The sequence below is a fragment of the Aquamicrobium terrae genome (assembly GCF_040545735.1).
GTDB lineage: Bacteria > Pseudomonadota > Alphaproteobacteria > Rhizobiales > Rhizobiaceae > Mesorhizobium > Mesorhizobium terrae_A.
Genome location: NZ_JBEPML010000022.1, coordinates 14,890 through 35,660, shown reverse-complemented (window position 1 = coordinate 35,660; position 20,771 = coordinate 14,890). Strand labels below are relative to the sequence as shown.

Sequence of the window (20,771 nt, the reverse complement as noted above, 5' to 3'; positions counted from 1 at the left end):
AGGCCATCTCAAAAGCTCCATATCAACGGTACGATGAATACCGAGACGACGAAGAACCAGATTAGCAATGGCAGTCCCAGCTTCCAGTAGTCGCTGAACGCATAGCCGCCCGGCCCCATGACCATAAGATTCGTCGGGGTTGCGATCGGCGTCAGGAATGCAGCCGCCGCTGCCACCGCCGTGCTCATGAGGACCGGGCGAGGCGATATGCCCATGCTTGTGGCGGCGGCCACACCGATCGGGATGATGATCAGCGCGGTCGCGGTGTTGCTGATGAGCTGTCCCATGATGGCGGTCAGGACGAAAAGCCCGGCGAGCAGGGCAAACGGTCCGGCATCGCCGACGAACCCAACAAGATGCTCGGCCATGAGCTGAGCGGCTCCGGTTTCCACCATCGCGGTCGAAAGGGGCATCATGGCTCCGACGAGGATCACCGTCGTCCAGCCAATCGCGCGATAGGACTGCTCCACGGTCATGATCCCCGACAGGATGATCGCGCCGGCCGCCAGCAATCCCGCGACGGCGGGCGGGACGATTCCCGTCGCGAGCATCAGCACCATGGCGAGCAGGATCGTAACCGCCTGCTTGGCGCCGGGGCCCATCGGCACGGCCTGGCGGCGAACCAGTTCGGGAGAACTGACGACCAGCACGTCAGGGTCGTCAAGGCGGACATCGAGCGCCTTCCAGGTCCCCTGCAAAAGCATCGTGTCGCCGGCCTGCAAGGCGATCCCTCGGGCATCGCCTTTGACTGTCGACGATGCGACGTCCGTGCCCGCACGCTGCACCGCCAGAATGATCAAGTCACCGCTCTCGGTGACCATACCGGGAAAAACGGTCTGGCCGATGAGGCCAGAGCGCGGAGGAATAACCACCTCGGCAAGGCCCGACTGGCGATTGAACAGCGTCTCCTCACCCTGGCCAGCGTCCGGCTCGCCCTCCCTGAAGGAAAGGTGCATTTCGGCCGCAAAACTCGCCACGGTCTCAGGCTCGCCCCGGATCACCAGGTGATCCCCCTCGGCCACGAGCGGCCTGCGAAGCGGTTCGGCCGATTCACCTTGCTGAACGGCAACCAGCTGGAGGCCTTCATATGCGGCAAGATCGATCGCCGATGGCGCAGCATCGACATATGCCGAACTGGCCCGCACACGCATCCGGTAGACCCCGGTGGCGAGGCCGTATTGCTCTACCAGCGTTTTTGCGTGGCGGCTGAAGTCCGCGGGCATGGTCGCGCCGTTGCGTTCGGGCAGCAGTCGCTGGCCGAACAGCAGGATGATCGCCATGGTGCCGATGAGAAGCGGGACACCCACAAGGGCGAACTCGAAAAATCCGAAATCACCGACGCCTGCGTCCGCGCTTGCCTCGGAAACAAGGACATTAACCGGCGTCCCTGTCAGGGCCAGCATGGAACCTGCATGGGCCGAGAAGACAAGCGGCATCAGGAGCTGCGAGGAGTTTCGTTTAAGCCGGACCGCGATGACGACAACAACCGGCAGCAAGGCGGCGACGGCGCCATTGACGCTGATCAGAGCCGTCAGGAGCGCGACGAGGCCCATCATGAGGAGCAGAAGACGGGTCCGGCTTTCTTCGCCCGCGCCGCGGATCAGAAGCTGACCGGTCCAGGCGGTCACGCCGGTTATCTCGAGCCCGGAGCTGACGACGAAGAGCGATGCGATGAAGATGACCGCGGGGTCTCCGAAGCCTGCCAAAGCCTGGTTGAGCGTCAGGATGCCGGTGGCCCACAGCGCCAGCCCCGTCGCCATGGCCACCACGACGACCGGCAGCTTGTTCGAGACAAACAGCACGATAGCAAGAGCGATGATCGCTGCGATGTAGGCTATGGGGCTCAATCGTCAGTTCCTTGCTCGATCTTGCTCTGTCGTTTGCGCTTTTTCGGCTCTACAGCCCCTGTCGCCGCCAGGCATTGCTAGGGCATGTGGTCAGGGGACTATAAGGCCGGCCCCAAGCACCGGGCATCCGCTGCCATGCGAGACGGCGACTGTCCCACTATCCCTCCATGGTCGCCATGATCAGGCCCAGGCGGCAGCCTTTCTCGTACTCGGTCAGGTTCACATATTCGTTGATCGTGTGGATCCGAGCCTGGCCTGCACCGATGGTAATGGTGGGAATTCCATGTTTGTCGAGCCAGTTGGCATCGAGCCCGCCGTTGGAGAACAGATAGGTCGGCTCAATGCCGAGCATTTTCAGCGCTTCGGTGGCCCGCTTCACCACCGGCGTGTCCTTGCCCAGTTCGAAAGGAGGATAGGCCGGCTGTCGGCGGAAGGTCACGTCGGCGGTTTCTCCCTCGTGATCCTTCACCTCGGACCTGGCCCGGGCGAACGCTTCCTCGTAGCCATTGACGATCTTCGTGGCGAAGGTCAGTTCGGGGCTGCGCGCCTCGCCCTTGATGTAGGTATAGTCGGTGACGACATTGGTCGCATCGCCGGACGGCTTGCCATCCTTGCCGCCGAAGATGCCGACATTGCTTGTTCCGTGACCATCCGGCTTGACGACCTTGCCGAACCAGCCGGCATTGCGGGCCTCGGCCAGCGCGATGGCTCCCACCAGCGTCGATGAGATGCCCTCGTCCGGAGCGACGCCGGCGTGGGACGCCTTGCCCTTGATCTCCACCTCCCAGTTCTCCTGCCCCACCGCTCCGATGATCAGTTCGGAAGCGAGCTGACCGTCGACGTTGATGCACATGACCGGGACTTTGAGATCTGCGGGATTGAGTTCGCGTGCACCGTGCAGGCCGCTTTCCTCACGCACGGTAAAAAGCAATGTAATCGGCGGATGCGGAATCTGGTTCTTGAGCAGCGTTTCGGCAACCACGATAAGTAGAGCCACGCCCGTGCGTGCGTCGCCGCCCAGCGCCGTCGTCCCGTCCGAGACGATCCGGTCACCCTCGCGCCGGGGCTTGGCCCCGGCGCAGAGTGGCACCGTGTCGAGATGGGTCGAGAACAGCAGGCGCGGTCCCGGCCGCGTACCGGGCAGGTCGACAATCAGATTGCCGGTTTCGGTCGGCAGCGGGATACGCTCGTTGACGTCGTCGAAGCGGATGGCCGAGGCCGGCACGCCAGCCTTCTTCAGAGCCTCGCTGACGGCTGCCGCGATATTGGCTTCCTGGCCTGTAATGCCCTCCACCGAGAGCACATTCATCAAATGATCGATCGCAACCTCGACGTCGAGGGGAACGGAAGTATTGGTCATGGTATCCATCCGATCATTCTTGAGCCGTTTGATGTAAGGGTGGGCGATCAGCCGTCATATGCCCCAGGGCAGGCCCAGGATTTGCCAGATCGCGAAAAGTGCGGTCCACAGCACAAACAACCACACGACATAGGGCAGCATCAGCGATACGATCGTGCCGACGCCCGCTCCCTTGTCGTATTTCTGCGCGAAGCCGACCACCAGGGCGAAATAGGCATTGAGCGGGGTGATCGCATTCATCGGCGAATCGCCGACGCGATAAGCCGCCAGAACCGCTTCCGGCTCGACACCGAGTTGCATGAGCAGCGGCACGAAGACGGGGGCGAAAATCGCCCATTTCGCGATCGCCCCGGTCAGCAGCAGATCGATGATCGCGACGACGACGATGAAGCCGAGCAGCAGGGGAAGCGCGCCGATGTTGGCGGCCTGCAGGACGCCGGACAGGCTGAGCGCCATGACCGTGCCGATGTTGGTATAGGTGAAGTAGGCGACGAACTGGCTCAAAATGAAGAACAGGAAGATGGTGCCGCCCATGCTCTTGATCGACTTCTCGATCGCGCCCACCACCTCCGTCAAGGTCCGCAGCGTGCCGGCGCCGATGCCATACGCCCAGCCGGTGACCAGGAACATGAGCACTATCAGACCAATGAGGCCGTTCATGAACGGCGAGTCGCCTATCAACTCGCCGGTCCCCGGATTGCGCAGCGGTCCCCAACTCGGAATCGTCAAGAGGCAGAAGACCACGATCAGTCCGAGCAGCCCGACACCGGCGAAGCGCAACCCTCGCGATTCCTGCTCTCCCAGCATCGTGCTCTGGTCGGTCGTGGTGCCCGCGGCAGCATCCTGCGGTCTGTAGGCCCCCAGGCGCGGTTCGATCATTCGATCCGAGATGAAGGCGATGATGACGGTCAGAAACGCGACGGATGCGATCGAGAACCAGATATTCGACGCCAGCCCGATCGACGTGCTGGGATCAACGAGGTGGGCGGCGTCATTGGTGAACTCGACAAGCACCGTGTCGAGCGGCTTGATCAGCATGTTGACCGTGAAGGCGCCGGCCACCGCCGCGAAACCCAGCGCAAGGCCGGCAAGCGGGTGGCGCCCGACTGCAAGATAGGCGATGCCGGCAAGCGGGATCAGCACGAGATAGCCCGCATCCGCCGCAACGCTGGCCAGGATGCCGACGAATGCCAGAATATAGGTGAGCGCCCAGCGCGGCGACACGATGACGAGCTTGTGGATCAGTGCTGTGACCAGGCCCGACTCCTCGGCAACGCCAGCGCCGATCATGGCGGCGATCATCAGGCCCACCGCGGTGAAGGCCATGAAGTTGGGGACCAGCGACACATACATGAAGCGAATGCCGTCTGCGTTCAGCAGACTGCGTATCTCCGTGGTCGCCGTTTCGATCTCATGCGTGTCGGCGTTGATACGCTCGAAGGTGACCGCTGCTCCAAAAAGGCTCAGCAGCGCGGACAGGGCAATGACGATTGCGATGAGGATAAGAAAGATGACGACCGGATGAGGAACCATGTTCCCTACTTTCTCGACACCGTCGAGAAACCGTTGCATCGTCGTTTTTGGAGCCGTACTGGCCTTTGACATCCCTCAATCTTCCCCTCTGCCGGAATGCGTGGCCGCGATACCCAATACCGCCAGTCCACCCGACAATGACACTGGGAGATTAGGCCAGCATGTCGAGAAGTCATGAGCCCAGAATCCAGAACCTAGGCCTGCCGTCCCGAAGTTGGAGCTCGAACGCGCTTCCTGGAGTGTCTCCCCTGATCGAAAAAGGGAAGCCCTGCGGCACCGTCGTGGACGGACTTGAAGCGCTTCGACCTGCCCGCGGATCAAAGTCCGGGGCAAGGGATGTCCGGCGGATGGGCCACTCCGGAGATAGCACCGGCCGTGCCTGAACACGCGTAAAAAATGGGATGAGTGGTGCAGAGTTGGGATTCTAAGCTCATCCGTGTCGCCCGGACAGTTGTTAGCGTCGAGAGATTGCCACGTTGGGGGGCAGCCGTTTCTCGCGCGCCTTGACCCTCCTGTCTTCTTCGGGGCCGAGGGAAGAAAGCGGAAGCGATGGACTCGAGCGGCTTGCGACAAACACCGGATCCGAAGGAGTACAGTTCGCGCGCTCGTTCCGCATCGGTTGCAACGTGCACCAGGCACAGTAGAGCCGCCTCGCAGATGTCTTCGGCCAATCCAAAGGGCAAACCGTGACGCAGATCGAGAGCACAGGCCTCATCATAGCTGCAACAATAGCCCTGTTCGCCTGGAACAGGCTCCCCGTGGTGGCCGTTGCCATCGCCGCGGCGCTCTCGCTCTGGGCAATGGGTCTAGTCACGCTGGAGCAGGCGCTCGGGGGCTTCGGCGATGGGGCAGTGCTGTTCATCGCCAGCCTGTTCATCGTCAGCGCGGCGCTGGACAAGACCGGAGTGACGGCCTGGGCCGGACAGTTCCTCATCGCAAAGGCCGGCAAGAACAACCAGTCGCGGCTGCTGGCCATCGTCATGGCCGCAGTGGGCTGCCTCGCGGCTTTGATCAGCGGCGGTGGGGCCGTCGCGGCCTTGATGCCGGTGGTTGTGATGGCATCGATCCAGTTGCGTCAGTCACCTGCGCAGCTACTCATGCCGCTCGCCTTCGCAGCCCATGCTGGAGCCAATATGCTGCTGACCGGCGCACCCAAGAACATCCTCGTCTCGGAAGCGCTGGAGGACGCGGGGCTCGAAGGCTTTGCCTTCGCGGAGTTCGCCTATGTCGGCGTGCCGTTGCTCGCCGGAACGATGCTGATAATCCTGCTCGTCGGCAAGAGGTTGTTGCCGCAAAAGACCAGCGTGAGGTTATCGGCCGACTTCAGCCGGCATGCGGAGACGCTCGTTGAACACTATGGCCTGCGCGACGGTGTATTCCGCATGCGCGTGCGCGAGAGTTCACCCTTCGTCGGCGCGGCCCCCACCAATCTCGAGGTTGGCGATCCCGCGCGGCTGCAGATCATGGCCGTGCAAGCCGGGGGCTCGGGATTGCCCCTGAGGGAGCCGGCGCTCGTCTCACAGGGCGACTACCTGCTGGTTCGCGGCGAGGCCCAGGCGGCAGCGGAGCTAGCAGCAGAAAAGCACCTGGCCCTGCGTGAGGAGGCGGCAGGAACGGCGATGTTCAACCACCGCTCGGGCCTGGCCGAGGTCATCATTCCGCCGCGCTCCGCCCTGATCGGCCGGGCGATGCATCCAGGGATGGCAACCGATAGCGGCGACCTGATCGTCCTGGCCGTGCAGCGGGCCGGCGTCGATCTCAACCTCAGGGACCCGCGACTGAAGGCCGGAGACACCATCTTGCTGGAAGGGAGCTGGGAGGCTCTCGACGTCAGGCTCAGGGACCCGGATGTGCTGGTCGTCAACTCGCCCGATCTCGTCAGGCGGCAGGCCGTGCCGATGGGCGCGGGGGCCGGCATGGCGGTAGCCGTCCTGGCCGGACTTGTCGTGCTGCTGGCGACGGGCATCGTACCGCCGGTCGTTGCCGGCCTGGTCTCGGCGGGCATCCTGATCGTTGCCGGCACCGTCACGGTCGAGGAATCCTACCGCGCCATCCACTGGACAACCGTGATCCTCGTTGGCGCAATGATGCCGATGTCGGTCGCAATGGTGCAATCGGGCGCAGCGCAATTCGTGGCCGATCATCTGGTGGCGATGACGGGCGCCGCGGGACCGATCGCTTTCCTGGCAGGACTGTTTGTACTTACCGCGAGCCTTGGACAGATCATGAGCAACACGGCGACCACCATGTTGGTCATCCCGGTCGCGATGGCCGCGGCCACCAGCATGGGCATCTCGCCGCGTCCTATACTCATGAGCCTGTGTATCGCGGGCTCCGCCTCTTTCCTGACACCGATTGCGACCACGACCAACCTGATGGTGATGGGACCGGGTGGATATGCTTTCGGCGACTACTGGAAACTCGGCCTGCCACTGATGATCTGGTTCTTCTTCATGGCCGTGTTCTACGTGCCGCTGGTCTGGCGGTTCTGAAAGAAAGGAAGACCTGCAAGGTGCGTATATCAAGACTGAAAACCAAACGGATAGAGCTGAGTTTTCCATTAGTGAGACACTGGCCGCGTCGCGGCAGGAATATGCGTGCATCCCTGGCCTTATTGGCTGATTGCGCTGCATGGTGCTAGACATACCTCCAATGCCATTATTGCCGATGGGGAACTGGAAAATATCATGACGGAGCGAGCGCTTGTCGTGGCAATCTCCATCTTGGCGATTATTGCCGTAGTGTCGGCGCTCCAGATAGCGGCAGCGGTTTTCGCGCCGGTTTCTGGTGCGCTGTTCATTCTGGCGCTCGTCTGGCCTCTCCAGCGCAATTTGCAACGCTTTTTACCAAAACTTCTCGCCCTGGCACTGGTGGTCTGCTTCATCGTTCTCGTGTTTTTCGTAGTCGCATCGATCACGACCTGGGGCTTCGGGCGGATCGGCCGCTCAATCGTATCCGACAGCGCACGCTTCCAGGTGCTCTACAATCAGCTTGCAGAGTGGCTGGAGGGTCACGGCATCGTGGTTGCCGGCATGTGGGCCGAGCATTTCAACATTGGGTGGCTCGTGCGGATTTTGCAGGGCGTAACCGCACGGCTGAACATCATGATCTCGTTCTGGATCGTTGTCGTCGTCTATGTGCTCCTGGGCCTTCTCGACACCGAAACCTTCGCCCGCAACGCTCGTGCCGCGCTCAGCCCCAGGGCTGCGGGCATATTGATCGATGGCAGTAGGCAGACGGCGGCCAAACTTCGGCACTACATGTTGGTCAGGACGCTGATGAGCCTTGCGACAGGTTCGATGGTGTGGGCGCTTTCAGCCGCGTTCGGCCTTCGCTTTGCGGCCGAATGGGGCATTCTCGCCTTCACGCTGAACTACATACCGTTCATGGGTCCCTTCATTGCAACGCTTCTACCCTCGTTTTATGCTTTGGCGCAATTCGGATCGCCGCAAGCCGCCATGCTGATCTTTGCGGGCCTCAACATCATCCAGTTCGTCATCGGCAGCTATATAGAACCGCGCGTGGCAGGTCGTGCGTTGGCGATTACGCCCTTTGTCGTGTTGTTCTCGGTGTTCTTCTGGTCGTTCTTGTGGGGCCTGTTCGGTGCCTTCATAGGCGTTCCGATCACGATTGCGATTCTCACCTATTGTGCGCAATCATCATCGACGCTCTGGATCGCCCAGTTGCTGGGTTCGCCTGACGTGATCCGCCATGACCGGGCCTAGGGCGGCGTCACAACAGGCCCAGACAAATTTTCGCGGTCGCCCCTGTGTTATCGACGCGGGGAACCCGCGCGGCGCAGGAAGGCGACGAGACTGATCGAAATTACGCCTCCCAGCAGCCCGGCGACACCCGCGCCGACCAATACCGTAGGCGTAAGACCGCCAGTGCCGCGCGAAGCGGCGTCGATAACGTTCTCGACGTGGCCGACAAAGCGCCCCACCCCTGGAATCTGGGCGGGAAGCAGCGTCAGAACCACACCGCCAAGCATGCCGATGACAGCGATGGATCTCCACCCGAGATCGATCTCGCGCCAGAGCCGTGCCACGGCCATCGCCCCTGCGGTGCCGCAAATAATCTCGACCACGAGCAGGGTCGCGATTTCAGGACCGGACACGATGGGACCCGCTACGTACTTTGGGAGCGATCTGCCGGGCCGTCATGCACTATGCAGAGGCGGCCGACGCTTGCAGAAGTGCATCGCGCAGCACCTGCTCCTTGGTTTCATCCAGCGACGTCTTGAGTACCACACCGCCGAAACCCTGGATTTCCTTGAGCACCTTGTCGGCCGTCATTTCCTGGACAAGCACGAAAAGGGCGCCGTTGCCCGGTTCGATACTGGTCGACAAGTCCCGCATGAATGCATCGTTGATGCCGACATCCGTCAATGCGCCACCGAGCGCTCCGGATGTGGCGCCCAGCGCAAGTCCGACGAGCGGATTCAGGAAGAGAATGCCTATGAGCATTCCCCAGAAGCTACCGGATACCGCGCCCGTTGCAGTCGCATTGAAGAGCTGGTTCAGCTTGACTTTGCCCTCTTCGGTCTTGGTCGCTATTACAGCGTCGCCGAGTTTGATGATGTATTCCTTCTGCAGCTCAAGAAGGCGCTGGCGCACCTCTTCAGCCTTCGTTTCGTTCGGATAGACGATAACGATCAGGTCGGACATAGGAACTCCCAGGCTGAGGGGTACGAAACGATTGCATTCTACCCAACCGCGAAGCGGAAAGAATGAGCCGGGAATCCGGATACTGTGCCGTTCATCCCATTTTGGCAGACCAACTTGGTCGCTGGCTGCGCAAGCGCCCTGCCCTGCCATTCGCTCGAAAATTCGCGAAAGCTATCTCAACCAATCCCGAACGAATGACAGTTTCCCAAATAGAAGAACGCTGACAATGGTACGAGCGACCACTCATCTACGGATACGGCGCACATCCACTACTCGAGCGGTGCGCGAACTAACCGCAACCTCAAAACGGCTGTTGCCACGGCGCGTGTGATAGATGAAAAACCGTCCTCTGCAATCTACGCGCCGAACATCCCGAAACCCGCGATTGCGCAACAACCTTTGACCCTGGCTACACGTGATCGCCCTCCCGTTGTTGAGGTTGGTACCGACTGTTATGTTTACGGTCACGGCGTGAGCAGGCGCCGGTGCGGCCAGAGGCATCACAAGACCGATAGCGAGACCGATAGCGAGCGCATATATACGCATGTCATCCTCCGAGCACAGGAGCGGATTGGCAACATCAATTCACAGGCAACCGGATTGTCAAGGAATGGGCAATGCCTCCAGGAATCTTTGGGATGGCCAGCCAATGTTCTGGATTCTGAGTCTATCATACGTGTCGTAGTGGCATTGTCGTCAGTCATGGCTCTAACCGGCCACATCCCCGCCCGTTCCGAGATGCAGTCCAACGATTGCTATGACAATGATTGTCACATAGGCGATGCGTTGCGCGCCAAGCGGCTCGCCGAAGACCATGGTCCCGACCAAGACGGATCCAACGGCTCCAATGCCTGTCCAGACGGCATATGCGATACCCAGCGGCAGTACGGAGAGCGCCTTGCTGAGCGACAGGACGAAGGCGGCAAGCAGCAGGAGCGAGAGAAGGCCCCAGCCCCAATTCGTCATGCCGTTGGACTTTTTGGTGGCGAGTGCCCAGAAAACGTCGAGTATGCTGGAAATGACGAGCAATATCCAACCGGTCGAGTAGGTCATGCCACTGCCCTCGCAAAGCGTTCGGCAAGGGTATCCAGCGCTTGGCCGGCGCGCTCGGCGGCCGCTTCTATGCTTTTCGGCCTGCCGATGGTCGGCCCCACGGCGACGATCTCGGCGTCGATCAGACCGATGAACTTGAGCGCTTGCCGGATATACGGCGACGCCAGATCCGGACGGCCCCACGATGGACCTTCGGAGAAATCTCCTGAACTGGCCAGGATCGCGACGACGGGTCGGGGACGCAGGAGAGGCGTATAGCCGGTCTTCGGATCAGAGGTGAAGCTCAGTCCCGGTTGGGTGATGAGGTCAATATAGTGCTTGAGCCGATAGGGAATGGAGAGGTTCCACATCGGGCTGGAAATCAGCACGATGTCGGAAGCATCCAGATCGCGAACGAGCGCCTCGATCTGCGCCCATGCCTGTGCCTCCTCGCGGGAGAAGCCCTGCCCGGAAAGCCGGGCGTATTTGGCGGCAAGCAATGCGCCGTCGAATGACGGCAGATCAGCTTGCCACACGTCGAGTTCCGTCACCTGGACATCCGGGTCACGGTTCTGAAGCGCTGCGATGAAACGGTTGGCCGCCATGCTGGAATGGGAGCGTTCGCCGCGGGGTGAGGCCTTGATATGGAGCAGTGTCGTCATGTCAGCATCCTTTTTCGGTAAGCATATAGAATTGCGTCAGTGCGAATTCATATGCGATTATTGCGAACTGGATTCGCAAGGATGCGAAAATGCTTTCGGCCAACGACCTCTTGCTGATCGGCGTTCTCGCCCGCGACGGAACGGCGGCTTCGGCTGCGGCGGCGCTTAAGGTGCATGTCGCAACTCTTTACCGGCGCTTGACCGAATTGGAGAGGGAAACAGGAACGCCGTTGTTCCGGAAGATCGGAGGACGTTATAGCCCGACTCCTCTCGGCGCCGAGCTGGCACGTTCGGCGGCGGCTGTGGAGGCGAGCCTCGCCGACGCACAGCGGCGCTTGTCCGGCGGCGAGCAACGCCTGGAAGGGCGCATCACCGTCACCACCGCAGATTCGCTGGTCCCGCTGGTGGCCGAACTGCTCCATCCCTTTCGCAGGGAGCATGCCGGGATCCACTTCGATCTTGTCGTCTCGAATAGCTTCGCCGACATGGCACGCTACGAGGCGGAAGTTGCCATTCGTCCGACGCGCACGCCGCCAGAAACGCTGGTCGGCCAGAAGGCCGGAACCTTCGGCTACGGGATATTTGCCGCAGACAGGGACGCAAGCGCATTGCCTTGGATCGTTCTGGACGACAGTCTCGCCAGCGTTCCGGCGGGGCGCTGGCTCGCGAAGCATACGGTTGGGTCGGAGGTCGCGCTGCGCGTGAACAGCATGTGGGTAGCCGGCCAGGCCGCGGCTTCGGGTCTCGGCAAAGCACTATTGCCGGACTACCTGGCGAAACAATTCGGCCTGCTTCCATTGGGCGAGCCAATCGATGGCCTTGAATCCGAGGTCTGGCTACTTATCCACGCGGATCTACGGCGAACACCGCGCATCCGCTCGTTCATGGATTTTGCTGGGCCCCTGTTGAGGAGCCGATTGACAAGGGAAGCGCCCACGAGTTCAAAGCCATAGGCTACGGCCATGATGATCCGACCGGTATTCATTTCTTGCGCAACGCCAACAAGGCGCAGGGAAAACTCCACGCGACCCTGAAGCACGATAGTAGCGATGGCTCGAAATCCAGGCCTCGACTTCGGTCGCCGGATCATGTCCGATCAAGTGCAAACTTTGCCACCCGATCGGAGGACCTAGCTATTCTGATCGAAACAGTTCCGGGAGCTTGACCAGACAGAGTTCAGCGACCATTACCGTCACAGCACCGACGACAATCGAATGCCCAATCATCTCGCCGAGAATGGGCGGCAGTGACGGCGCCAAGCTTCCCGATAGCGCCGGAATACCCAGTCCTGCCATAAGACCTAATGGCGCTACAAGATTCTTGATCGGGGATCTGCGCTCTTTGCTGGCAAGTTGAAGCCCCGCCATGATGACAGTGGCAGCAGCCGGCAAAAAGAGCCCCCCAACAACAGGCGCAGGCGTGGCCACAAGGATCGCGGCGACCTTGGGGAAAAAAGCAAGCGCGATAAAGATGCAGCCTGCAACCCGGACCACATGCCGGCTACCAACTCCGGTCATTTTTACGACACCGAGATTTTGCGCATAGGCCGTTGTTCCGAAGCCACCGATCAAGGCTGCAACCATTGAACCGCCCGCCTCGCCGGCGATGCCCATATTGACGCGTCGATCGGTTAATTCGGTGTTGGTAAGTTTGGCCGTCGCCTCATACATTCCCATCGCTTCCACCACGGCAACCAGAAAAACGATGAACATCGTGACTGTTATAGCCAAGTCAAACTGGAGTGCGCCGTAAGGCAGCAGTGTCGGGACGGCCAGCCAAGGTGCCGTTCCAACGCTCGAAAAATCCAGCATCCCAAAGCATAGCGCAATGAAATTCCCGACCAAAAGCGCAATCAGAAAGCCGAACATCCGAAACCTGCCACCTATGGCAGCGCTAACGAGAACCGTAAGCGTCGTGGCACAAGCAATAAACAGGCTCGTACCGGTTCCAAAGTTAGCTGTCCCGACCCCTCCAAAGAATTCCATGAATGTAAAACCGGCCAAGGCCACTCCGACAAGGGTGATAATGGTCCCGGAGACGGCCGGCGAAAGCAGGCGGCGCAGCCTCGCAAACTGACCTGAAACTGCCGCAAGGAAAACCAGCCCTGCGGCAATGAGCAGCCCAAGGCTTGCAGAAGATATCGTTCCGGCTTTGTAGTAGCCGATAGCCAGCGGCGAAAACGCCGACGATGGCCCTTGCACAATCGGCAAGCGCACCAGTTTGGTGCTTTGCACGACGGTGACAACGCCAGCAGCAAGGAAAGTTGCCGTCACAAGGTTTGTTGCCAGCGCGGCAGAAAACCCCGCGACGGATGCGATGAAGATTGGGTCCAGCCAGGCATTCGAAACCAACGCCTGTTGTGCCCCCAGCGCGAACTGGCGCTTCGCGGGAATTATTTCTTCGATGTCGCCAACCGTCACGTCTTCAGCTTCATCGTCGTCTAGGACAATAGCACTCATTCCGATTCTCCTCCCTGAGTACGGCATTATGGGCTGTTGTACGGATCAGACCTCGAAGCACTGGATTCGGCGGGCATGCTTTGCATGTTCTCGCAAGACCGATGACAATTGGGACATTACCGGTTGTGTGTTTTCGACAAGCGGCTTGCCATTCACGATGGTTGTGCCGGCCACTGCCGGTCCGCATCTCAACCAAGATTCCACCGGATCGCTATGCGCGCCTGCCAACGCTACGTCGGACATCTGCCAGATAACGAGGTCCGCGCACGCACCTGGACGCAGATGGCCAATCTCATCTTCCCAGCCGAGACATGCCGCACCGCCCCGCGTTGCCACGTCCAACACATCGCGTGCCGACATGGAGTTCGGACCATTGCGATAACGGCCCAAGAGCAATGCCGTTCTCGCTTCAAGCCACATCGATGCATGGTCAGTCGAAGCAGATCCGTCGCAGCCGAGCCCCACCCTCATGCCTCTGCGGCGCAATCCCATGACATCTGCCGACCCCCCACCGATCAGCATATTGGAACATGGGCATTGGGTCGTGCAGACGCCGGCATGGGCGAGCCTGCCGATTTCCTCGTCATTGGGATAAATGAAATGCGCAACCCAGGATCTGGGCGTCGCCCAGCCAACCCGCTCGAAATATTCGACAGGAGTGCACTTATATACCTCAGCGCAGTATTCGTCCTCCTGCGGATCCTCAGCAAGATGAGTGTGCAGCCGTAGATCGTATTTCTCGGCGAGTTGAGCGGACTCTACCATTATATTTTCCGTGACCGAGAAGAGCGAGCACGGCGCAAGCGCTACACGTCCCATCGAACCGGGTTTTGCATCGTGATATTTCTCGACCAGCCGCACGCTGTCGGCAAGAATTTCATCCTCAGTTTGGACCACACTTGCAGGCGGCAAGCCGCCATTCTCCACTGAACGGGTCATAGATCCGCGGGTGGCATAGAAACGAAAACCTATATCTCTTGCTGCTCGGAATTGCGCATCGATCAGGAATGGCTTGGGATGAACGTACATATGATCCATGGACGTCGTACATCCGCCCATGAGCAATTCAGTCATGGCAATGTATGTAGAAAGATAAACCGACTCTTCGTCGATATTTGCCCAAAGCGGATACAGCCCCGTCAGCCATTGGAACAGCGTGCCGTTCGTTACCGGGGCGTAGGACCGGGTCAGATTTTGATACATGTGATGATGGGCGTTTATTAAGCCCGGCGTCACAAGTCTGCCGTTCGCGGAAATAACCCGCGCGCTCACCGGCTCATCGCCAGACTTGCCAAGCGCTTGAATGCGACCGTCTTTAATGGCTATCCAGCCACTCTCGATTTCCCACTCACGGTCTACATAGATATACGCATCGCGTACAAGCAGATCGACGCTCATTCTGTCCCTCCCGGCCAGTCTCAAACTCGAAAAAGCTGTATCCAGCTTCTCCGCGCTGTGAGCCCTGTCCCAGGAGGTGCGAACTCCGGATCGTCATCGACTTAATGTTGAGCGGGCTTGCTCTACACCGCTGTGGCGACTTGCAACATCGGTTCGCTTAGGAAAGATTAAGCCGTGTTCACTGTCAAGCACGTTCTGGTATTTGTTATCCGCTTTTCGCTTGGTCCTTCGCCAGCCGACCGCTCTGCCAGGACAAGATCATCGGACATGAAACAAGGCAAAGCGTGTTTCACGCACCGCAGCAAGCACACAGCATTCCGACCGGCGCCCACGCCACCTCCAAGGAAGCGGCATTGGCCGAAGTCGCTGCTTCACAGGTTGGCAGCCGTCCTGGCGTTTGTGGTCATCGAGGGCAGCATCGATTCCGCGTAGTGACAACGAACCTCGCGTCCAGCTACCCGGCGCAGTTGGGGTGGTTCGGCGGCGCAGCGCTCTGTCGCGAATGGGCAGCGGGTGCGGAAGCGGCAGCCTGAAGGCGGCGCCAGCGGGCTCGGCACGTCGCCCGACAGCGGCTCGGCGCGGGCGCCGTTGCGATCGCGGCCGATCTCCGGCGACGCGCTGAACAGGGCACGGCTGTAGGGATGCAACAGCGCCGCGTCGAGCGTATGGGTGTCGCCCATTTCGACCACCTGGCCGAGATACATCACCGCGATGCGATTGGAGATGTGCCTGACCAGCGAAAGGTTGTGCGAAATGAAGATGTAGGCGACCCCGAGCGAGGCTTGCAGGTCGTTGAGCAGGTTGATGATCTGCGCCTGTACCGAAACGTCGAGAGCCGAGACCGGTTCGTCGCAAACGATCAGCCGGGGTTCAACCGCCAGGGCCCGCGCAATCGCCACGCGCTGGCGTTGGCCGCCTGACAATTCGTGCGGATAGCGGTCGATATGGTCGGGGGACAGACCCACCTTGATCAATAGGTCCCCGATGCGGTCCCGGCGTTCCGCGCGCGGGCAGATATTGTGGAGGCGCAGCCCGTCTCCGATCGACTGGCCGACGGTGCGGCGTGGGTTGAGGCTGGCATAGGGATCCTGGAACACGATCTGCACGGCGCGACGGAAGCGTTGCGCATCACGGCCGCGCAGCTCTCCGGTCGCCGCACCGTCGAGGCGTATATCGCCGGCAGTTGGCGCGACGAGGCTGGTCAGGCAGCGCGCCAATGTGGACTTGCCACATCCGGATTCGCCGACGATCGACAGGGTCTCGCCGGCATCCACCGACAGGTTCACGCCGCTCAGGGCGTAAACGGTGCGCCGCTGCCCGCTCCAACCGGAGCCGATATTGTATTCCTTGACCAGGCCGGTGGCTGAGAGGACGGGCATGTTCATGCTACTGCTGGCTCCGGATGGTAACAAGCAAATTGCCGTGCGTTTCCAACCAGCGGCGGTGCCGCCAGTGCACATTGTGGGGTGGCGCGCGAGCAGCGGGGCGCAAAGCTGCATCCCGGCGGCATCGACAGCGGCGACGGCACGGCTCCGCCGATTTCGGGCAGGCGACCGGAGCTGTCATTCTGCCAGCTCGCCGCCTTCAGCAGGCCCTGCGTGTAGGGATGGGCGGGAGCGGCAAACAAGTCGTCCACTGCCGCCTCCTCCACCTTGCGGCCGGCATACATGACCGCGACCCTGTCGGCGACCTCCCAGACCACGCCCAGATCATGAGTGATGAGCAGCACGGCCATCCCCATCTCGGCCTTCAGGCGATTGATCAGGGCCAGCACCTGTGCCTGGATGGTAACGTCGAGCGCTGTGGTCGGTTCGTCGGCGATCAACACCTTGGGCTCGCAGGCCAGCGCCATGGCGATCATGACGCGCTGCCGCATGCCGCCGGACAGATTGTGCGGATACTGGTCGTAGCGCTCGGACGGCGAAGGAATGCCGACCAGGTCGAGCAACTCCACGGCACGGCGGCGGGCAGCGGCAGGAGACAGCCTGAGATGCAGCTTCAGGGCTTCGGCGATTTGCCAGCCGATCGTGAACACCGGATTGAGCGCCATCATCGGGTCCTGGAAGATCATGCTGATGCCGTTGCCACGCACGGCGCGCATCTGGCGCTGTGACAGCTTCATCAGATCGTGTCCCTCGAACAGCACACGCCCGCTGACCCGACACGGGGACTTCATGGCCAGAAGGCTGAGGATCGACATGGCGGCTGTGCTCTTGCCGCAGCCCGATTCGCCCACAATGGCCAATGTTTCGCCGGCGCGCAGCGAGAAAGACAGGCCGGTGACCGCCTTCACCCCGCCACTTGTGGTCGGAAACTCGACATTCATGTCTTCTATCGACAGGACGTCCCTTGCCTCGCTCATCGTTGCTGAAGCCTCGGATTGAGTGCATCGTTCATGCCCTCGCCAACCAGGTTGATGCAGAGCACGGTGATCAGGATTGCGATGCCGGGGATAGCGGGCATCCACCAGGCGGTGCGCAGCACGGTGCGGCCGACGCCGATCATGTAACCCCAGGAGATCAGGTCGGGATCGGTAAGGCCGAGGAACGACAGTCCGGACTCGGTGAGGATGGCCGTGGCCACCAGCAGGCTCGATACCACAATCACGGGCGGCAGCGCATTGGGCATGATCTGGCGTGTTGCGATCTCGAGATCGGACATGCCGAGCGCCCGGCAGGCCTGTACATATTCGCGGTCGCGTTGGGCCATGAACTCGGCACGGGCGAGCCGGGCGACCGGCGGCCACGACACCACGGCGATCGCAATGGTGACGCTGGCGATGGACGGGTTGAAGATCGCGATGATGACAACCGCCAAGACGAAGGAAGGAATGGTCAGGAAGAAATCTGTCAGGCGCATCAGCACGGTGTCGAACCAGCCGCCCTTGTAGCCGGCGATCGCTCCCACCGTGACGCCGATGACGGTGGCACCGAGACTGGCGATCAGCCCGATCAGCAGCGAGACGCGCGCCCCGCCGATGAGGCCGGCCAGGATGTCGCGGCCCGATACGTCGGTGCCGAGCGGGAACTCGGCCGAGGGCGGCATCGAAGGCCGGCCGATCATGTCGTAGGGATCGACCGGATAGAGCATGGGGCCGAACAGCGCGGCAAGCACGATACAGAGCAGGAAGAAGAGACCGACCACAGCCGCTACATTGCGCCGAAAGCGGCGCCACAGATCGAGGAAACCAGTCATTTCGCCATCCTCGGGTCCAGGACCCCATAAAGCATGTCGACGGCTAGGTTCACCACCACGACGAGGATCGATGAGATGAAGAGGATGCCGAGCAACAGGTTGAGGTCGCGCTGCTGGAGTGCGTCGAATAGCAGACGTCCGAGGCCCGGCCAGCCGAACACGGTTTCGACAAGGATCGAACCGCCAAGCATATGGCCGATCTGCACGCCTACCATGGTGAGCACCGGCAACAGTGCATTGGCGGCAGCATGGATGAAGCCGACGCGTGTCTCCGACACCCCCTTGGCGCGGGCGGTGGTAATGAAGTCGAAGGTGAACACCTCCAGCATCGAAGCCCGCATGAGCCGGGTGTAGAGCGCTACGTAGAACAGACCGAGCGTCACAGAAGGCAATACTAGGTGGCTGGCGATGTCGAGCACGTGCAGGTGCCAGGGCAGGTCGGCGTCGATCGTCATCATGCCACCGGACGGGAAAATGCCGAGCATGACGGAGAACAGCACGACCAGCATCAGGCCCAGCCAGAACTGCGGCGTCGCATAGGCCAGAAGGGCGATCACCGAGATGACGCCGTCCAGCCATTTGCGATGGCGCATGGCGGCGATCATGCCGAACACCATGCCGAGCAGCGTTGCGACCACGATGGCCGTCAGCATCAGCAGGACCGTCGCCGGAATCCGTTCCAGGATCAGGTCGAGGACTGGTCGTTGCTGTACGTGGGAGAAGCCAAGGTCGAAGGTGAGCAGTTTTCCCAGATATATGAAGAATTGCTCGTAGAGCGGCCGGTCCAGGCCGAAGGAGCGGCGCAACTCGTCGACATAGCCTTCGTCTCCGCCGCCGGATTGGGCGGCAACGATGTCGGCCGCGTCGCCCGGCGCCATATGAAGCAGCGCAAAATTGAGGACGGCAATGCCGAGCACGCTGGGCACGATCTGCCCCATACGCCTTGCCACTGAAAGAAATCTTTGCATTGCCGGGCTCCGTTCCTCCTCACCGCGGATCGTGCACGCCTATTCCTTCCATACCGCGTCCCACGGCGAATACATGGAGATGCCGTTGGTGATGAAACCCTTCACCCGCCTGTTCCAAACATGGGTGTAGGACATCTCCATCAGGAATATGACCGGCAGCTCATCATGCACGATCTGCTGCAACTCATCGAACTGCTTGCGTCGTTCGGCCGGATCGACTTCCACCGCGGCCTTGGCGAACAACTCATCGACGCGTGGATTGCTGTAGCCCATCGAGTTGGTGAAGGTCACCCCCTTGCGGATCGAAGCGGTGCCGAAGTTGCGCTCGCTGCCGATCGAAGGGTCGGAATAGTTGTGCACGAAAGAGCTGGTCAGGTCGAAGTCCCAGTCCGTGTAGATCGTCTTGAGCCAGCCACCGAGGTCGGCGCTGCGGGTTTCCACCTCGATGCCGATCTTTGACAGTTCCTGACGGATATATTCGCCCAGCCGCACCCAGTTTTCGCCATAGGGCAGGAAGTTTTGCCTCAGCTTGAAGCGCACGTCTCCAGCGCCACGCGGATAGCCAGCCTCATCGAGCAGCGCCTCGGCCTTGGCCGGGTCGTATTCATATTCGGGCAGCGACTTGTTGAAATAAGGATTGGCGCTGACCAGCAGGCTGCGCGCCGGGGTGCCCTGACCATACCAGATGACGTCAACGATGCGCTGGCGGTTCAACCCCAGGCTGATTGCCTGCCGCACCTTCAGATCCTGCAACGGTTTTTCACGCAGATTGATCTCGAGCCACATGTTCGGCCCCAGCGCCTCGCTGCCTTCGCGGGAGGCTTCCAGTTCCCGCGCTGAGGATAGTCGCTCGATCTCCGCTTCGGGCATGCCGCTCATCGGGATCAGGTCGAGTTCGCCGGTCTCCAGCGCGATGGCCCGGGCTGCTCCGTCGGGAATGACGCGGGCGACAATGCCGTCGAGGCACGGGAAGCCCTTGCGCCAATAGTCGGGGTTGCGTTCCAGTGCGATATGGCTGCCCTTCTGCCATTCCTTGAACTTGAACGGCCCGGTTCCGACCGGGTTCTGCATGGCGGATGCACCGCGCACGGCGGCGATGTCGGACATGTCCACACCCTCGAAGGAGTGCTCGGCGAACATCGGCGCCTCGCCGGGCTGGAACACCTTCATGAAATAGGGGACGGGTTCCTCCAGCGTGAAGACGACGGTCAACGGGTCAGGCGTGGCGATATCCGATACCTTGCCGAAATTTGCCGTGCCACGGGAATGGTAGGGCCGCACGATCTTCTCGATCGAGAACTTGACATCGGCCGAAGTGAAGGGCTTGCCGTCATGCCATTTGACGTCAGGCCGAAGCTTGAAGGTCACGGTCTTGTGGTCGGGTGAGACGGACCAGGTTTCCGCCAGCCCCGGCTTCGGCTCGAGCGCGCCACCCTCGTAGTTGAGCAGGCTTTCGAACATCTTGGTGGAGATGATCGATACCGGCACTGCCGAGGTCACGATGGTGGTGAGGGCACTGGGTTCCTGGCTGTAAGCGTAGGTCAGAGTTCCCCCGCTCTTGGGGCAGCTTTCTTGCGCCTGCGCGGCGGTGCCAATGACAAGGGCAACGGGCGCTGCAAGCAAGACGGACTTGATGGTTGTGGCACGCAT

Annotated in this window: 17 protein-coding genes; 3 read left to right on the top strand and 14 right to left on the bottom strand. The window is 61.0% G+C overall.

Going from position 1 to position 20,771, the window contains the following annotated elements:
- Positions 1-8: 8 nt before the first annotated feature.
- The 3 genes from ABID37_RS22275 to ABID37_RS22265 form a co-directional block, all read right to left on the bottom strand.
- A complete protein-coding gene (locus ABID37_RS22275; RefSeq protein ID WP_354198818.1) occupies positions 9-1,847 on the bottom strand; it encodes an SLC13 family permease in 1,839 nt (612 codons plus the stop codon).
- Positions 1,848-2,004: 157 nt separating this feature from the next.
- On the bottom strand, positions 2,005-3,216 hold the full coding sequence (locus ABID37_RS22270; protein ID WP_354198816.1) for a M20/M25/M40 family metallo-hydrolase: 1,212 nt from the start codon (positions 3,214-3,216) through the stop codon (positions 2,005-2,007).
- A gap of 45 nt (positions 3,217-3,261) precedes the next feature.
- Positions 3,262-4,812: an AbgT family transporter gene (locus tag ABID37_RS22265; protein WP_354198814.1), complete on the bottom strand. Its 1,551-nt coding sequence runs from the start codon at positions 4,810-4,812 to the stop codon at positions 3,262-3,264.
- Positions 4,813-5,426: 614 nt separating this feature from the next.
- On the opposite strand from ABID37_RS22265, the gene ABID37_RS22260 reads away from it, so the two are divergent.
- Complete coding sequence (locus ABID37_RS22260) at positions 5,427-7,232, top strand: SLC13 family permease (protein ID WP_354198812.1); 1,806 nt, start codon at positions 5,427-5,429, stop codon at positions 7,230-7,232.
- A gap of 195 nt (positions 7,233-7,427) precedes the next feature.
- On the top strand, positions 7,428-8,465 hold the full coding sequence (locus ABID37_RS22255) for an AI-2E family transporter (protein ID WP_435521620.1): 1,038 nt from the start codon (positions 7,428-7,430) through the stop codon (positions 8,463-8,465).
- Between the two features lie 47 nt (positions 8,466-8,512).
- On the opposite strand, the gene ABID37_RS22250 is transcribed toward ABID37_RS22255, so the two are convergent.
- The 4 genes from ABID37_RS22250 to ABID37_RS22235 form a co-directional block, all read right to left on the bottom strand.
- Positions 8,513-8,857 carry a hypothetical protein gene (locus ABID37_RS22250; RefSeq protein ID WP_354198808.1) on the bottom strand — a complete coding sequence of 115 codons (345 nt, stop codon included), beginning with the start codon at positions 8,855-8,857 and terminating at the stop codon, positions 8,513-8,515.
- A gap of 49 nt (positions 8,858-8,906) precedes the next feature.
- Positions 8,907-9,407 carry a DUF1269 domain-containing protein gene (locus ABID37_RS22245; protein ID WP_354198806.1) on the bottom strand — a complete coding sequence of 167 codons (501 nt, stop codon included), beginning with the start codon at positions 9,405-9,407 and terminating at the stop codon, positions 8,907-8,909.
- 708 nt (positions 9,408-10,115) lie between these two features.
- Complete coding sequence (locus ABID37_RS22240) at positions 10,116-10,460, bottom strand: DMT family transporter (RefSeq protein ID WP_354198804.1); 345 nt, start codon at positions 10,458-10,460, stop codon at positions 10,116-10,118.
- Positions 10,457-11,101, bottom strand: a complete 645-nt coding sequence (locus ABID37_RS22235; protein WP_354198803.1) for an FMN-dependent NADH-azoreductase — start codon at positions 11,099-11,101, stop codon at positions 10,457-10,459. The genes ABID37_RS22240 and ABID37_RS22235 overlap by 4 nt, the downstream gene beginning before the upstream one ends.
- Before the next feature lie 89 nt (positions 11,102-11,190).
- On the opposite strand from ABID37_RS22235, the gene ABID37_RS22230 reads away from it, so the two are divergent.
- On the top strand, positions 11,191-12,054 hold the full coding sequence (locus ABID37_RS22230) for a LysR family transcriptional regulator (protein ID WP_354198801.1): 864 nt from the start codon (positions 11,191-11,193) through the stop codon (positions 12,052-12,054).
- Between the two features lie 180 nt (positions 12,055-12,234).
- Here the strand turns inward: ABID37_RS22230 and ABID37_RS22225 are convergent, their stop codons facing one another.
- The 7 genes from ABID37_RS22225 to ABID37_RS22195 all read right to left on the bottom strand — a co-directional run bounded on the left by ABID37_RS22225 (position 12,235) and on the right by ABID37_RS22195 (position 20,771).
- A complete protein-coding gene (locus tag ABID37_RS22225) occupies positions 12,235-13,560 on the bottom strand; it encodes a uracil-xanthine permease family protein (protein ID WP_354198799.1) in 1,326 nt (441 codons plus the stop codon).
- Between the two features lie 45 nt (positions 13,561-13,605).
- Positions 13,606-14,958: an 8-oxoguanine deaminase gene (locus tag ABID37_RS22220; protein ID WP_354198797.1), complete on the bottom strand. Its 1,353-nt coding sequence runs from the start codon at positions 14,956-14,958 to the stop codon at positions 13,606-13,608.
- A gap of 371 nt (positions 14,959-15,329) precedes the next feature.
- Entirely contained in the window at positions 15,330-16,343 is a 1,014-nt protein-coding gene (locus ABID37_RS22215; protein WP_354198795.1) for an ABC transporter ATP-binding protein, read from the bottom strand.
- On the bottom strand, positions 16,340-17,320 hold the full coding sequence (locus ABID37_RS22210) for an ABC transporter ATP-binding protein (protein ID WP_354198793.1): 981 nt from the start codon (positions 17,318-17,320) through the stop codon (positions 16,340-16,342). Before ABID37_RS22210 ends, ABID37_RS22215 begins: the two co-directional genes overlap by 4 nt.
- Complete coding sequence (locus tag ABID37_RS22205) at positions 17,317-18,153, bottom strand: ABC transporter permease (protein WP_354198791.1); 837 nt, start codon at positions 18,151-18,153, stop codon at positions 17,317-17,319. Before ABID37_RS22205 ends, ABID37_RS22210 begins: the two co-directional genes overlap by 4 nt.
- Positions 18,150-19,121: an ABC transporter permease gene (locus ABID37_RS22200; RefSeq protein ID WP_354198789.1), complete on the bottom strand. Its 972-nt coding sequence runs from the start codon at positions 19,119-19,121 to the stop codon at positions 18,150-18,152. Before ABID37_RS22200 ends, ABID37_RS22205 begins: the two co-directional genes overlap by 4 nt.
- A 39-nt stretch (positions 19,122-19,160) precedes the next feature.
- Positions 19,161-20,771, bottom strand: a complete 1,611-nt coding sequence (locus tag ABID37_RS22195; RefSeq protein ID WP_354198787.1) for an ABC transporter substrate-binding protein — start codon at positions 20,769-20,771, stop codon at positions 19,161-19,163.